Genomic DNA, 13,468 nt, shown 5'->3' with positions numbered 1-13,468 from the left:
AATACCTATCAGCTATTTATTCATCTTATGTGATGTTATTTATTACTTTTTTACAATAAATTGTATATTACTTGTTCATGGTTGGTGGCTATTTCTAAAATGATGCTGGAATAAATTGTTATTTTTAATGACTTGCGGCCAAAAAAAATCCAGCTATAATGCTGTATATAAATACAGTTATTTGGGCAATTAACAATGAATGAGAATATAATGACTAAACTTGAAATTTTAGCTGAATCAGCTAAATATGATATTTCTTGTGCTTCAAGTGGTACCTCACGCAACAATAAAAGTAAAGGGATTGGCAGTGCCTATGGTTGGGGACTTTGTCATACTTTTACTGCTGATGGGCGTTGTATCTCATTACTTAAAATAATGCTCACTAACTATTGTATGTTTGACTGTGCATATTGCATAAATCGTCAAAGTAATGATATTCCTCGAGCAGGATTTACACCGCGAGAATTAGCCGAACTAACTATTGAGTTTTACCGTCGCAATTACATTGAAGGCCTGTTCTTAAGTTCTGGCATTGTTAGAACGCCAGATCACACTATGGAAAAAATGATTCGTGCGGTAACAATATTACGTAATGAATATTGTTTCAACGGCTATATCCATATGAAGGCAATCCCAGGAGCTAGTAATGAGCTTATTAGCCAAGCAGGACTACTGGTTGACAGAATGAGTGTTAATTTAGAAATCCCTACCGAAAAAAATCTTAAACTACTAGCGCCAGATAAAGATCATCAAAGTATCTACCAACCCATGCGTCATATTCAACAAAACCTACTGGAAAATATTGAAGATCGTAAAAAGATCAAATCGACCCCGAAATTTGTACCGGCAGGGCAAAGTACCCAAGTCATTATTGGTGCTACCGACGAAAGCGATCAGCAAATTTTACAATTAACCGCCAAACTGTATAAAAGACCTAGTATGAAACGGGTATATTATTCTGGTTTTATCCCGGTTAACAGTTATGACAAACGGTTACCGGTAGTACAAGAAGTGCCAAGAGTTCGGGAAAATCGCTTGTATCAAGCCGATTGGTTATTGCGGTTTTATGACTTTGATGTCAATGAAATAGTAAATGAACAGCACCCAGATTTGGATCTAACTGTAGATCCAAAATTATCATGGGCGATCCGCAACCCGCAATTTTTCCCGGTTGATGTGAATCGAGATAGTTACCGAAAAATTTTGCGTGTACCTGGCATAGGGGTTAAATCGGCTAAATTAATTGTCATGGCTAGAAGGCATCGTAAATTGAATCTACAAGCACTTAGACGAATCGGTGTAGTACTAAAACGAGCCCAATTTTTTATTATTTGCTATGAAATGGATCAATTCAAATTACTGGATTCTTCGGCTGAGTATATTCGACTTTCTCTACAAGAAAAGCCATTACTTGCAGCCAAACCAGCAAATATGCCACAACAGTTAGTAATGGGGTGGTAATCAATGCTTGTATTCTATTATGACAAAACCTTTGAAGGGTTGTTGTGTGCGGTTTTTGATGCTTTTAAACTAAAAAAAATGCCAGATAGTTTATTAGCTCAAGATGAAGTTGCGCCGTTATTAACTACTGATAGCCACCAAGTTGAAGTTCGTAATAATAAGTATGAACGTGTACAAACAGCACTAAAAAAGAAGATTAGCAAAGTTGCATTGCAACAATTAGTCAATGTGTGGTTATCTGAACTGCTAGATAGTGATTTAATTATCTTCCGTTATGCATGTAAAGTATTCAAATCAGCATATTCGATAGAAACTGATTTTGCCGATCCAGATGTCATTGCTGTGCGTGAAATTTCACTAAAGGTTAGTAAGGAACGTGAGTATTTAATGCAATTCGTACGCTTTAATGTCATTGAAAATTCAATTACTAATAGCGGTGAAAACGGTAAGGAAAAAATCTATTTTGCTGTTATTGCGCCACTTTATAATGCTTTGCCATTGACCCTAGATTTTTTTAAAGATCGTTATGCCGATCAAAAATGGGCGATATATGATCAAAAACGGCAATATGGTTATTTTTATGATTTAGAAAAGATTGAGCAAATATCATTAAGTGATCAAGATAATTTAATTATTGATGACCAAATTAATCAACAATATTTAAGTCAGGATGAAATATTATTCCAAACAATGTGGCGTCGTTATTGTAAAGCTTTAACCATAAAAGAAAGGATAAACCCTAAACTACAACGCCAACAAATGCCAAAACGATTTTGGCAACATTTGCCTGAAATGCAGGATAACTGACAATCAATAAAAAACACAATAAATAAAAATAATAATAATAAAAAAGCCGTCGATAAACGACGGCTAGAAAAAGTTTTAAAATAACAGATTATTGGGAGTCAATATCATTAATAATACTATTAATGCTCTCTTCACGCTGTTGTTGTTTTTGTTCATCAACTTTACCGCCTGAGGCTACAAAATCATGGCGTTGGAAGTAAGCATTACGCATAAAGTTGTATGGATCATCACTATTTTTGATTAAATCTTCATATTCAATTGCCACTGCACGAGCTTCAATACCATCAAACACTCCGCGCACTAATGCCCATTGCCAATCTAACCAAACCAAAGGTGGGTACAGGCTATCAACCACGCTACCACCGTCATCCCTTAAAGTTGCTGAGCCATAAAATGGTAATACTACATAAGGGCCATAAGGTACATCATAGTGACCTAATACATTACCAAAACTACGTTTATTACCTTTTTGCAATTGCGGATCTGACATACTAGCTACATCCATTAATCCCCCAAAGCCAAAAACAGTATTCAGGAAGAAGCGTGCTAAATGTTTACCTGCTTGATGGACTTCACCTTGCAATAAGTTGTTAACCATAGAAGCAGGTTCAGAAAGGTTTGAGGAAAAATTAACCACCCCAGTACGAACAGGTGTGGGTACATAATCTTTCCACACTACAGCTGCAGGTCTTAAAACATAAGGATCAACAGCATAATAGTTGAAATTAAACATAGCTTTATTAAACCCTGACATTGGGTCGCTATAACTATTTGTTTCTGGTTCATAAGACGCACAACTTGTTAACGCCATAACAGAAAACAACATGCCAATTATTCTTTTTTTCATTGTTTTTCGACTAAATAGATTAAGTTGCAGATAGGATAATTGTAGCATGTTTACTCAAAATAGAAAATTTTTCGTTATTTGATTGGCATTAACTATATAAATTTATTAGAATGAGTGGCTCTCCATGACCTCATAGTTAAATGGATATAACGAGCCCCTCCTAAGGGCTAGTTGCAGGTTCGATTCCTGCTGGGGTCAAAATTTAACATGTACATGACGGTTATACTCGATACAAAATCCCGCTATCTCAATAAATCTGACGAAATAATATTACTTAAGGTTGTTTACCAAGATAGGCTAAAATTCCTCCATCCACATAAAGTATATGACCATTTACAAAGTTAGATGCATCTGAAGCTAGAAAGACCGCGGCACCAGCTAAATCATCAGGCTCGCCCCATCTTGCTGCTGGTGTTTTAGCGATAATAAACTGATCAAAAGGATGGCGCGAACCATCGGCTTGTTTTTCTCTAAGTGGGGCAGTTTGTGGTGTGGTGATGTAACCGGGGCCTATTCCATTGCATTGAATATTGGCATGCCCATATTCAGAGCAAATATTTTTAGTCAGCATTTTTAGACCACCTTTAGCTGCTGCATAACCCACTACAGTTTCACGTCCTAATTCACTCAGCATTGAACAGATATTGATGATCTTACCATGTCCTTTTTTTATCATTGATGGCAATACCGCTTTTGCCATAATAAATTGTCCAGTCAAATCAATATCAATCACTTTGCGAAAATCAGCAACTGAGGTTTCCAACAATGGCGTTCTCTGGATCATTCCGGCATTGTTCACTAAAATGTCAATTACACCAACATCTTTTTCTATTTGTTTAATTACTTTTTCAACATTAACTTCATCAGTAATATCAAAACAATAACCATGAACATCAATGCCAGTCTTTTTGTAGTCAGCTAAACCTTTTGCGAGATTTTCTTTTGATCTTGCATTAAAGACAATTGTTGCTCCGGCTTGGTGGAGTGCTGTAGCTATAGCAAAACCAATACCATAACAAGCACCAGTAACTAAAGCTACTTTGTTTTTTAGTGAAAACTTATTCATAATCGAGTTAGACATTGAACTTTCCTTGTAACTATATAAATTATTTGATAAAAAATAATCGATTTTAAAATTTATCGTACATCTTTAATCGTTTTATGAGCATCTATACCATCAAAAGTTTGATTTTTGTGAGTCATACTCTAAATAAAAATATCGCTTTTGGTTTCCACCTTTGAATAAATAGGCTAACTAGTTGAAATAAATACTTGATCTTTCAGCATTACAATAAGTCTTGTGATCGACAACTTTGTTGTTAATTATTATATTTATAATGTTCAATACGGTAATTAATAATAACAAAACAAAAAAAACAATCTGGATATAGATCACAAAATGAATAAAAAGTGGATAAGTTTTTACTAGTGTAATTTGTCCATTTGAAGATGAAAAATCATCTGTGGATTTAATAAGTATTGATATTTTGAATATTATATTAAATGTTATGGTAAAAAGTTAAAAATGAAAATGTTAATGAAATTCAATAGTCATTTTTTTATGTAAAGATGTTTACAAATCACTATACGTTTGCGTATAAAATATCACAGTCCATCACACATATTTTTTGAATAGATAATAACTCAATCCCCCCATTAAAATAGTAATGGCATAGAGTTTTACTAAACTTGACCAGATAACGCTAAAGCTGACGTCCTTTAAATAAATTTGTTTGCTCAGTTCAATAAAGTGGCGCACCGGATTGAGTTCGGTCAGGTAGCGTAAGCATAATGGCATGTTTTCAATCGGGGCAATAAAACCTGACAGTAAAATGGCAGGCACCATAAAGGTGATAATACCAATAAATGCCTGTTGTTGGGTTGAACACAGTGACGAGATGAATAAGCCAAAACCTACTAACGATAAGCCATAACTCATCATGCATAGGTAGAACAATAACCAACTTCCTTGAAACGGAATTTGATAAATAAAGACACTGGCAATGAGAATGGCGCTGCCTTGTAAGGTGGCAACAATAATTGCCGGCATGGCTTTGCCAATAAAAATTTGCCAAGTGGCTAATGGTGAAATGCGTAATTGGTCAAGCGTGCCTTGTTCACGCTCACGCGCCACCGATAATGAGGTGACAATCATCACACCAATGGTGGTGATTAGTGCCACTAATGATGGCAAAATAAAATATTTATAGTCCAAATTACTGTTAAAACGGTGGCGAACAATCAAACCATTATGGGTTTGCCCTGAGCGTTGTTGCTGATACTGCATGATGATTTGTTGAATATAATTGGCAGCAATTTGCGCGCTATTGGATTTGCGACCATCTAAAATAATTTGCAATTGTGGTGATTCGCCATTGAGTAATTTTCGGGCAAAATCATCCGGAAATTGCACTACCACTATGGCTTTTTGATGATTAATGGTGTCACTAATGGCTGCTTGCGATTCTAATACCAGTATTTTGGAAAAACTGTTGGCATGTGATAGCCGATTAATCAGCTCGGTACTGGGTTCATCTATATTGGGACGATACACTGCAATGGTGGCATTGGTCACGTCCAAGGTTGCGGCAAAAGGGAAGATTATAATTTGTAACAGCACCGGCATAATTAGAATAATTCGGGTTTGTTTATCTTGCCATAAGAGTGCCAGTTCCTTTTTGATTAAGGTTATGATGCGGTAACAAGTGGCATTGTTGATGAAATTTAGCATGGTGTGAATCCTTGTGCCTTAATCTAATTGTAAGCGGGTTTTTTTGAGGATGGCGATAAATAACAGCAACATAAACATCAATAAAAAGCCAACATTGACTACTAATACCGAAACAATATCGCCCGCTAAAAACAAGGTTTGCAAGATGTTTACATAATAACGGGCGGGAATAATATAGGTAAAAATCTGTATTATGACTGGCATACTACTGATTTCAAAAATAAATCCGGAAAGCATGACTGTTGGTAAAAAAGCGACATTTAAGGCGATCATGGCGGCATTAAATTGATTGCGAGCAATGGTGGAAATGAGTAAACCCAAACCCAGAATCACAAATAAAAACAAGCTACTTAACATAAATAATAGCGTGATCGAACCACGAAAAGGCACTGCTAAGATGAATACCGTTACCACAAAGCAGATAACTAACGCCACTAAACCCAATAAGTAGTAGGGGATTAATTTGGACACAATAAATTCGAGTTTAGTCATCGGGGTGGAAAGTAAGGCTTCCATAGTGCCACGTTCCCATTCGCGGGCAACCACTAGCGAGGTTAAGATAGCGCCAATAACCGTCATAATGATCGTTATCGCCCCAGGTAAAATGAAGTTTTTACTAATTGCCGCTGAGTTAAACCAAGCATGTGAAGTTATGGCAATAGTTGGCGCTGGAGTGGTGAGTTGATTTTGGTTTTGCTGTTGTAACCAAATTTGCCAAATACCGGACAAATAACCTTGCACAAAATTAGCGGTGTTGGGCTCGCTACCATCGGTGATCAGTTGAATATTGGCTTGTTGATTATGCATTTGCTGGGCAAAGTTCACCGGAATAATGACCATGCCACGAATATCACCACGACTTAATTTTGCTGACAAGCTATGGCGGTTATTATCAAAAATGGGTTCGATATAGGCAGAGCCCTTTAATACTTGTACAAAGTTATGAGCCGCTTGGCTCGGTTGTTCGATTAACACTCCAAGGCGGACTTTGTTGGAATCCAAACTAATACCATAACCAAACAGGAACAGCAGTAATAAGGGGATAATCACCGCAATCAGCCAACTGCTAGGGTCACGGATGATTTGTTTGAGCTCTTTTTTACACAGGGTAAACGTGCGCGGTAATGAAAATATCATCAAGTTACCTCCGGCTGTGAATCTAGGACTAACTTAACAAAGGTTTGCTCCATGGTGGCATTGGTTGCGACTTGTTGTTTTAGTTGATTTGGCGAACCTAGGGCAATCACTTTGCCGTGATTAATTAAGGCAATGCGATCACAATATTCGGCTTCGTCCATAAAGTGGGTGGTGACCATTACGGTAACACCTTTTTCAACTAAACTGTTGATATGGATCCAAAATTCTCGCCGCGTAATTGGATCGACCCCAGAAGTGGGTTCATCGAGAAACACAATTTCTGGTTTATGCATTAGTGCACAGGCAAGAGCTAAGCGCTGTTTAAACCCTAATGGCAAGGATTCTGGCGTTTGCTCTAAAATAGGCGCAAAATTAAAGGCGGTTATCATCTCGTTGATGCGTTCGGTTTGTTGATGCCCCATTAAGCCATAAATTCCGGAAAAGAAGCTCAAGTTTTGCTGCACGGTTAATTTGTTGTACAGTGAAAAACGCTGCGCCATGTAACCAATCCGTTGCCTAACTAGAGTAGCACTGTGTTTGAGATCCAAGCCTAGTACCAGTGCTTGCCCGTGACTAATAGGCAACAAACCGCACATCATTTTAAAGGTGGTCGATTTGCCGGCGCCATTAGGGCCAAGCAGACCAAAAATCTCACCGCGTTTAATAGCAAAATTAACATGATCGGTCGCAACAAACGTCCCAAAAGTACGAGTCAGATCTTTGGCTTCAATCACTATATCACTAGCTGCACCAGTCACTTTAGGCATGATTTTAGTTAAGATTGATTGTTTATTTTCAATGCCACCAAGTAGATCGATAAAAGCATCTTCAAAGCGCCCTTGGGTAGCAGTGGTAGTAATAGCGGTAGTTGGCAATTTGGTGATCACTTGCGCAATGGTTTGCTCCGGTTTAAGAATCAAACGAATATTATCGCCCTCAATCACACCATCACTAACTTGCGGCAATTTAAGTGCCGCTTGTAATAGTTGCCGATGGGGGTAAGTAGATGTCAGCAAATACACCCTATTGGTTACTCGTTGGTTGAGTTGGTTTGGATCGCCTTGATAAATTAGTTGCCCCTGATTGAGGAGCAAAATATTTTGGCACTGTTCGGCCTCGTCAAGGTAAGAAGTACTCCAGATAATCAGCATACCTTGATTAGCCAGTTGGTACACCATTTGCCACAATTCTTGGCGGGAAATAGGATCAACGCCAACGCCGGGTTCATCTAGTAACAAGATTTGCGGCTCACCAAGTAAGGTACACGCTAAGCCTAATTTTTGTTTCATGCCACCAGATAACTTGCCGGCAAGGCGATCGGTAAAACGACCAAGATCAGTAAATTTAAGTAACTTGGCAAACAATGGTTGCCGATCTGCTGCCCCGATACTGCGCAAATCAGCAAATAAATTGAGATTTTCTAATACGGTGAGATCTTCATACAAACCAAATTTTTGCGGCATATAACCTAAAATGGCACGTAATTGTGATCTATCTTGGGTAGGGCTTAATCCGGCTACAGTGATTTGCCCTTGCGTAGGCGAAAGTAAACCAGCTAGCATACGCAGTAGGGTGGTTTTACCGGCACCGTCAGGCCCAACTAAGCCAGTTACCCCTTGACTGGCAATGGTTATTGATAATGGTTGCAGGGCAACCATTGGTGGTTGCTTTTTGCGGGTAAATTGCTTAGTAACATTTTGTAACACAATTTGCTTAGCTGGGTGCATAAAATTACCGTTACTGATTAAATTTAATGGTCACCGGCATGCCTTGCCGTAACAGATCATCGGCTTGACCGTTGCCGGTGGCATTAATCTGGATGCGTAAGCGATAGACCAGATCGGTGCGTAATACCGGTGTTTCAACGGTTTTAGGTGTAAATTCAGCTGTAGGCGACACAAAGCCAATTTTGCCGATATAGGCCTGATCGGGTCGGCCATCGGTATAAATGTAAACTTCACGGCCGGGAATGGCTTGTGCTAAGTTGACTTCGTCAATATAAGCCCGTACCCAAACTGGTTGATCTAAGGATATGGCATAAACAGGCGAGCCAGCGCTTAACATGGTGCCCGGTTCCACTGCGCGGGTTAAAATGGTACCATTGGACGGGGCATAAAGTTCAGTATCGGCCAAATTAAGCTCTGCTTGATCTAACTGCGCTTTAGCCTCAGCGACGGAGGCTTGAGCTGCTTCAATCTCTTCTTTGCGGTAACCATTAGTTAATTGATCAAGTTTTTGTTTAGCTGTTTGTAAGTTTGCTTGGGCTTGGTTGCGTAAGGTTAAGCTGTTATCAAGCTGATCTTTGGATATCGAGGCGGATTTAATTAATTTTGCCATACGCTGATAATTGCTTTCAGCATAATCATAAGTAGCTTGGTATTGTAATACTTGTGCCGCGGCTTGGGCGACTTCTTCTTTACGGTAGCCGGTGGTGACTAAATCAAGCTGGGCTTGTTGCATCATTAAGTTGGCTTTTGCTTGTGCTAAGGCGATTTGGTAAGGTTCGGAATCGAGTTTAGCTAGCAGATCGCCTTGTTTAACATGGTTGCCTTCTTCATTGGCTAAGTGCAGTAAGCGCCCGGTCACCCGAAAACTACTATTAACGGTGCGAATGTCGACATTACCATACAATACTAGTGGCGGAGTGCTTTTGCAAACTAGCCACACACCATACCCCAGGGCTGCAATTACCACTAATGCGATTATTATGCTGCGTTTCTTTTTCATTGGTTATTCTCGCTTAGATTATTGGGCAATGTGTTTTAACAGTTTGTGTAAAATAGTGCGTAATTGTTGGCGTTCTTCTGCCGTAATAACTTGCCAGGCAGCAACAATTTTTTTCTCGATTGGTGGCATTTGTTTTTGAAAAAAGTTACTGCCCTTATCAGTTAGGATCAACCAATGCGAACGGCGATCGTTAGGAACTTGTTTACGAGCAACTAAATCGTTAGCAACTAGAGCATCGACAAAGCGGGTGATTTGTACTCGGGAAAAGTTAGTTAGTTCACTAATTTGTGAAGGTTTAACCCCTTCGGGGTGGTGCCATTGAACCACTAAAAGCACGGCAAATAGTTTGTCGTCGAGTTGGTGCTTTTTGTAGATTTCATTAAGATTTTCGAGTAGAGCCTCAGTGCTGAACTGTAATAAACGAGTTAAATAGATTTCATCATATTTGGCAGAAAACCCTCGAGATTGAAATTTATGAATGATCTTTTCTACCGTAGTAATTTCAATAGCCATAATCAGCACCTTATAAAATAGTTTCATTTGTAACTATATCAAATGAAACTATTTTGGCAATTAAATTTTTTGCTTTATTTAAAGTAAGGTTATGTTTTGGATTTGCTGGCTCCTTATTTTTTTTATGTAATATCGTTTGGTTCTAAGTCACTGTAACTGTGTATTAGTAATAATTTTTAGGGTAATGACTTATCCTAAAGAAAGGTGCAGTACCGTATACAAATTATGATTGGTAGTAATTGACCTTTGTTTAAAGAAAGTTATTGTCAAAATAACGGAGGTATATTTGAAAAACATACGTTTATATGTAGAGATAAGTTTTACGAAGTTCATTCAAATGAATATAATTTAATGGATGTAGACTCTTTCTACTATATCCCTGTTACTGATGAGCAAGATGAAAACGAATACCTTTCTTCTTTAATAAAAAAGTGGAATGAAAAGCGTAAGACAATTGATAAAATAAGAAACTATTTTCAAACAAACTTTCCGGATACTTGGGAAGCAGGTAAAAGTTACCGCAATGTACTAAGTATTTATGCAGAAACACATTTTCCTTTTGCATCTAGTGCTGCTGGTCATGACTACTGGGTTGATATGGATACAGGGAAAATAGAATATATTGAACCTATTAACTTTTTAATGCATAAAGTTAATGTTGCACCATCATTTTATGAGTTTTGTACTGGTTTACAATGTAGTTGAGACTAAATGATATGAGAAATAAATATATCCTCTAGACAGGTTAAACCTGTCTGATTATAGGGAATGTTAGCTATATTGAGTTATTAGCATCAAAATTTTAATAAAACAAATTAACCAGTAGTATCATATATTAGCTTTTCATTGGATAGTTCAGATTTCCCTCTAGATTCTAATGATTTTCTAGCTAAACAAGTCAAGAAAAATGGTTGGATAGAAACTTTAGATGAAGTGACAATTGAAGATTTAGTTGAAAACGCTAAAGAGCAATTAGGGAAGCTATTATTAACTGATTTGTTTAGAGCTTTTGTTTTTTATTATAAAAATGATGCATTTTTACAGTTTTAATAAAAAGTTATAGTAAAAATAAGCTCGTATAATGTGTTAATTTATTTGCCTTCTTCATTAAGGGTTAATTTACTAATTTTGACTATGATATAGGAAGGTTTACTCAGCCTGACCTCATTGGATTATTAGGTAGATTTAATCTTTATCAATATGCCCCTAATTCTATAGCTTGGGTTGATGATCCCTGGGGGTGGAAAAAATGTTTGCAATGGAATGCAGATAAAGATGCTCAGGGGTTAAGCAGAAAGAATCATATAAGAAGGCATAATGTTGATGATCCCAATAGAAATGTTGCTCATTGGGTTTTTAATGAAAATGGTATAAATCAAACGGCTAATGCATGGGGAAGATCTCAGGATATGGGGCTTCAACCAACTATTCAAGGAAATAGATGGGTTTATGATGTACCATCACCTAATGCTGGATGGGGCAAGAAGGAAATCCTTCATTACCAGGTCATGGGCAGACCATAAATAATATAAGAATAGTAGTAGAAGCAAACACAAGTAAAGTAATCATAAGCTTTCCTTAGACGCTGTAAAATAATTAATTTTTTAGGATGCTTGAATATGAAAATAGTATATTTTGTTTTTTTTGGATAAAAATGCGAATGAACGACAAAGTGATGGTGTGGAGTTTTGTATTATTCCAGAGTTTCATAATAATAAAATATATTTTTATTGCTCGGAATACGCTCTTTTTTGGAACTCAATTGAGACTGTAGGAGATTTTAATAAAACGCTTGATATTATTTTGAAAGAAAGGATCATTCCCGCGACTCTTGATGAAATAGCAGACAATGATTTAATACATTATATTGATACAGTGAAAGAGTATGATACTGATACAAAAAAATAACTTATGTTCACTTAAGGTAATGATTTACTTTTGAGTATTTTAATAGAGTTAGCTCTTTTGATCATAATAACTCAACTCGACCAGAAACCAGACAGACATATTTTAAGGATTGTTTTAATTCAAAAACTGAAGCATTAAATGATAATAAAAATATGGCAAATAATCGAGGTAGAGGGGGGTTATCCATAGGAGAATGATGTAATGACTATAGAGAATGAGAATGGAAAAATAATTTTTCCAAAAGAATATAATTGGTTAATTAAGAGTAAGTTAGTTGGATTTGATGCTTTTAGTCAGTTACAACCTTGGTATTATTTAAAAATAGATGATTGTTTCTTTACAGAGGAAAAATGGCCTAATGTGTTAGATAAAAATTTGCTTATTTTTGCTAGACGGCAGGATAATGACATACTCGCGGGGTTTAATATAAACAGCTCCAACCAAGTTGAAAATATTTATTTACTTAACGGTTGGACCCCTTCAGGAGTTGATGTATTGCAGGTGTTGCCAGATTTTTGGGCATGGTTGCATTTGGTTATTGATGATATCAAGGAATGGATTGAATTTGAAGAGTAATAATACTTTATTAGAACTAGCTTGGAGTAGTGCAATAACATATTGTATAGTTGAGCAAAAACATTAGCATTTAGACTATTTATCTCCTACTCAATTTGAAAATAAGCAAGATAAATATTTTTAAAAACTATTAATCGAGGTAGAGAGGGATGTCCAAATGTCTAAGACTTGAGTAAAATAGTACTTGTACCAAGACCTTAACAAAGAGCTTTTGAACCTGCTCAGGGGATTTTGTATCCAAATTCGGAAGATAGTTTAAAAAAACTTAGTGGTTATTGTTAATAATGACTTTTAATGGAGAAAATATGAAATTAATATCTATAGGTGAAGTATTATCAAAACCTAATGAAAATCCTCAAACTTGGTTTTATCTTCCACCAGATATAGTTGATTGGAATTTAAATACTCAAGGTATATTTTCATTGGATAGTTCAGATTTTCCTCCAGATTATGATGATTTTCTACCTAAACAAGCCAAGGAAAATGGTTGGATAGAAACTTTGGATTGAGCGGCAATTGAAGATTTAGTTGAAAACGCTAAAGAACAATTAGGAAATACATCATTAAATGATTTGTTTAGAGCTTTTGTTTTTTATTATAAAAATGATGCATTTTTACAGTTTTAATAAAAAGTTATAGTAAAAATAAGCTCGTATAATGTGTTAATTTATTTGTCTTCTTTATTAAGGGTTAATTTACTAATTTTGACCATGATATAGGAAGGTTTACTCAGCCCGTCCCAATTAGGTTATTAGGTGGTT

Annotated in this window: 14 protein-coding genes, 1 tRNA gene and 1 pseudogene; 9 read left to right on the top strand and 7 right to left on the bottom strand. The window is 36.6% G+C overall.

Features of this window, described 5'->3' with window-relative positions; all coding sequences use genetic code 11:
- The first annotated feature begins 195 nt into the window (after positions 1-195).
- Positions 196-1,461: a putative DNA modification/repair radical SAM protein gene (locus tag A9G12_RS07285; protein WP_065565189.1), complete on the top strand. Its 1,266-nt coding sequence runs from the start codon at positions 196-198 to the stop codon at positions 1,459-1,461.
- 3 nt (positions 1,462-1,464) lie between these two features.
- Positions 1,465-2,268, top strand: coding sequence for a TIGR03915 family putative DNA repair protein (locus A9G12_RS07280; RefSeq protein ID WP_065565188.1), 804 nt, complete (start codon positions 1,465-1,467; stop codon positions 2,266-2,268).
- An 88-nt stretch (positions 2,269-2,356) separates the two neighbouring features.
- Here the strand turns inward: A9G12_RS07280 and A9G12_RS07275 are convergent, their stop codons facing one another.
- Positions 2,357-3,115, bottom strand: a complete 759-nt coding sequence (locus A9G12_RS07275) for an MlaA family lipoprotein (RefSeq protein ID WP_065565595.1) — start codon at positions 3,113-3,115, stop codon at positions 2,357-2,359.
- Between the two features lie 126 nt (positions 3,116-3,241).
- Here A9G12_RS07275 and A9G12_RS07270 point away from each other — a divergent pair.
- Positions 3,242-3,313: transfer RNA gene (locus tag A9G12_RS07270), tRNA-Arg, on the top strand.
- A 76-nt stretch (positions 3,314-3,389) separates the two neighbouring features.
- Here A9G12_RS07270 and A9G12_RS07265 read toward each other — a convergent pair.
- The 6 genes from A9G12_RS07265 to A9G12_RS07240 form a co-directional block, all read right to left on the bottom strand.
- Entirely contained in the window at positions 3,390-4,184 is a 795-nt protein-coding gene (locus A9G12_RS07265) for a gluconate 5-dehydrogenase (RefSeq protein WP_442903479.1), read from the bottom strand.
- A 546-nt stretch (positions 4,185-4,730) separates the two neighbouring features.
- Complete coding sequence (locus tag A9G12_RS07260; RefSeq protein ID WP_065565186.1) at positions 4,731-5,846, bottom strand: ABC transporter permease; 1,116 nt, start codon at positions 5,844-5,846, stop codon at positions 4,731-4,733.
- Between the two features lie 18 nt (positions 5,847-5,864).
- Positions 5,865-6,983: an ABC transporter permease gene (locus A9G12_RS07255; protein WP_065565185.1), complete on the bottom strand. Its 1,119-nt coding sequence runs from the start codon at positions 6,981-6,983 to the stop codon at positions 5,865-5,867.
- Complete coding sequence (locus A9G12_RS07250) at positions 6,983-8,710, bottom strand: ATP-binding cassette domain-containing protein (protein ID WP_065565184.1); 1,728 nt, start codon at positions 8,708-8,710, stop codon at positions 6,983-6,985. The genes A9G12_RS07255 and A9G12_RS07250 overlap by 1 nt, the downstream gene beginning before the upstream one ends.
- A gap of 10 nt (positions 8,711-8,720) precedes the next feature.
- Positions 8,721-9,710 (bottom strand): secretion protein HlyD, encoded by a 990-nt coding sequence (hlyD, locus tag A9G12_RS07245; RefSeq protein WP_065565183.1) that lies wholly within the window; start codon positions 9,708-9,710, stop codon positions 8,721-8,723.
- An 18-nt stretch (positions 9,711-9,728) separates the two neighbouring features.
- Positions 9,729-10,223, bottom strand: a complete 495-nt coding sequence (locus tag A9G12_RS07240; protein ID WP_065565182.1) for a MarR family transcriptional regulator — start codon at positions 10,221-10,223, stop codon at positions 9,729-9,731.
- Between the two features lie 351 nt (positions 10,224-10,574).
- Between A9G12_RS07240 and A9G12_RS07235 the strand changes: the two genes are divergently transcribed.
- The 6 genes and pseudogenes from A9G12_RS07235 (at position 10,575) to A9G12_RS12645 (ending at position 13,333) form a co-directional block, all read left to right on the top strand.
- Positions 10,575-10,928 (top strand): hypothetical protein, encoded by a 354-nt coding sequence (locus tag A9G12_RS07235; RefSeq protein WP_141674119.1) that lies wholly within the window; start codon positions 10,575-10,577, stop codon positions 10,926-10,928.
- 141 nt (positions 10,929-11,069) lie between these two features.
- Positions 11,070-11,273 (top strand): DUF7716 domain-containing protein, encoded by a 204-nt coding sequence (locus tag A9G12_RS07230; RefSeq protein ID WP_065565180.1) that lies wholly within the window; start codon positions 11,070-11,072, stop codon positions 11,271-11,273.
- A gap of 203 nt (positions 11,274-11,476) precedes the next feature.
- Positions 11,477-11,746: a hypothetical protein gene (locus A9G12_RS07225; RefSeq protein ID WP_065565179.1), complete on the top strand. Its 270-nt coding sequence runs from the start codon at positions 11,477-11,479 to the stop codon at positions 11,744-11,746.
- A 121-nt stretch (positions 11,747-11,867) separates the two neighbouring features.
- Entirely contained in the window at positions 11,868-12,131 is a 264-nt protein-coding gene (locus tag A9G12_RS07220) for a hypothetical protein (protein WP_218056600.1), read from the top strand.
- Positions 12,132-12,332: 201 nt separating this feature from the next.
- On the top strand, positions 12,333-12,707 hold the full coding sequence (locus A9G12_RS07215; RefSeq protein ID WP_065565178.1) for a hypothetical protein: 375 nt from the start codon (positions 12,333-12,335) through the stop codon (positions 12,705-12,707).
- A 284-nt stretch (positions 12,708-12,991) separates the two neighbouring features.
- Positions 12,992-13,333, top strand: a pseudogene (locus A9G12_RS12645) (DUF7716 domain-containing protein).
- The last annotated feature ends 135 nt before the right edge of the window (positions 13,334-13,468 follow it).

The sequence above is a fragment of the Gilliamella sp. wkB112 genome (assembly GCF_001690685.1).
Classification (GTDB): domain Bacteria; phylum Pseudomonadota; class Gammaproteobacteria; order Enterobacterales; family Orbaceae; genus Gilliamella; species Gilliamella apicola_J.
The sequence above is the reverse complement of the archived record's forward strand: the minus strand, read 5'-3'. Positions and strand labels throughout refer to the sequence as shown.

Excerpts from the sequence above, each read along its gene's own strand:
- A9G12_RS07285 (WP_065565189.1), top strand. The coding sequence starts at position 196 with ATGAATGAGAATATAATGACTAAACTTGAAATTTTAGCTGAATCAGCT.
- A9G12_RS07280 (WP_065565188.1), top strand. The coding sequence starts at position 1,465 with ATGCTTGTATTCTATTATGACAAAACCTTTGAAGGGTTGTTGTGTGCG.
- A9G12_RS07275 (WP_065565595.1), bottom strand. The coding sequence starts at position 3,115 with ATGAAAAAAAGAATAATTGGCATGTTGTTTTCTGTTATGGCGTTAACA.
- A9G12_RS07260 (WP_065565186.1), bottom strand. The coding sequence starts at position 5,846 with ATGCTAAATTTCATCAACAATGCCACTTGTTACCGCATCATAACCTTA.
- A9G12_RS07255 (WP_065565185.1), bottom strand. The coding sequence starts at position 6,983 with ATGATATTTTCATTACCGCGCACGTTTACCCTGTGTAAAAAAGAGCTC.
- A9G12_RS07250 (WP_065565184.1), bottom strand. The coding sequence starts at position 8,710 with ATGCACCCAGCTAAGCAAATTGTGTTACAAAATGTTACTAAGCAATTT.
- hlyD (WP_065565183.1), bottom strand. The coding sequence starts at position 9,710 with ATGAAAAAGAAACGCAGCATAATAATCGCATTAGTGGTAATTGCAGCC.
- A9G12_RS07240 (WP_065565182.1), bottom strand. The coding sequence starts at position 10,223 with ATGGCTATTGAAATTACTACGGTAGAAAAGATCATTCATAAATTTCAA.
- A9G12_RS07235 (WP_141674119.1), top strand. The coding sequence starts at position 10,575 with ATGGATGTAGACTCTTTCTACTATATCCCTGTTACTGATGAGCAAGAT.
- A9G12_RS07215 (WP_065565178.1), top strand. The coding sequence starts at position 12,333 with ATGACTATAGAGAATGAGAATGGAAAAATAATTTTTCCAAAAGAATAT.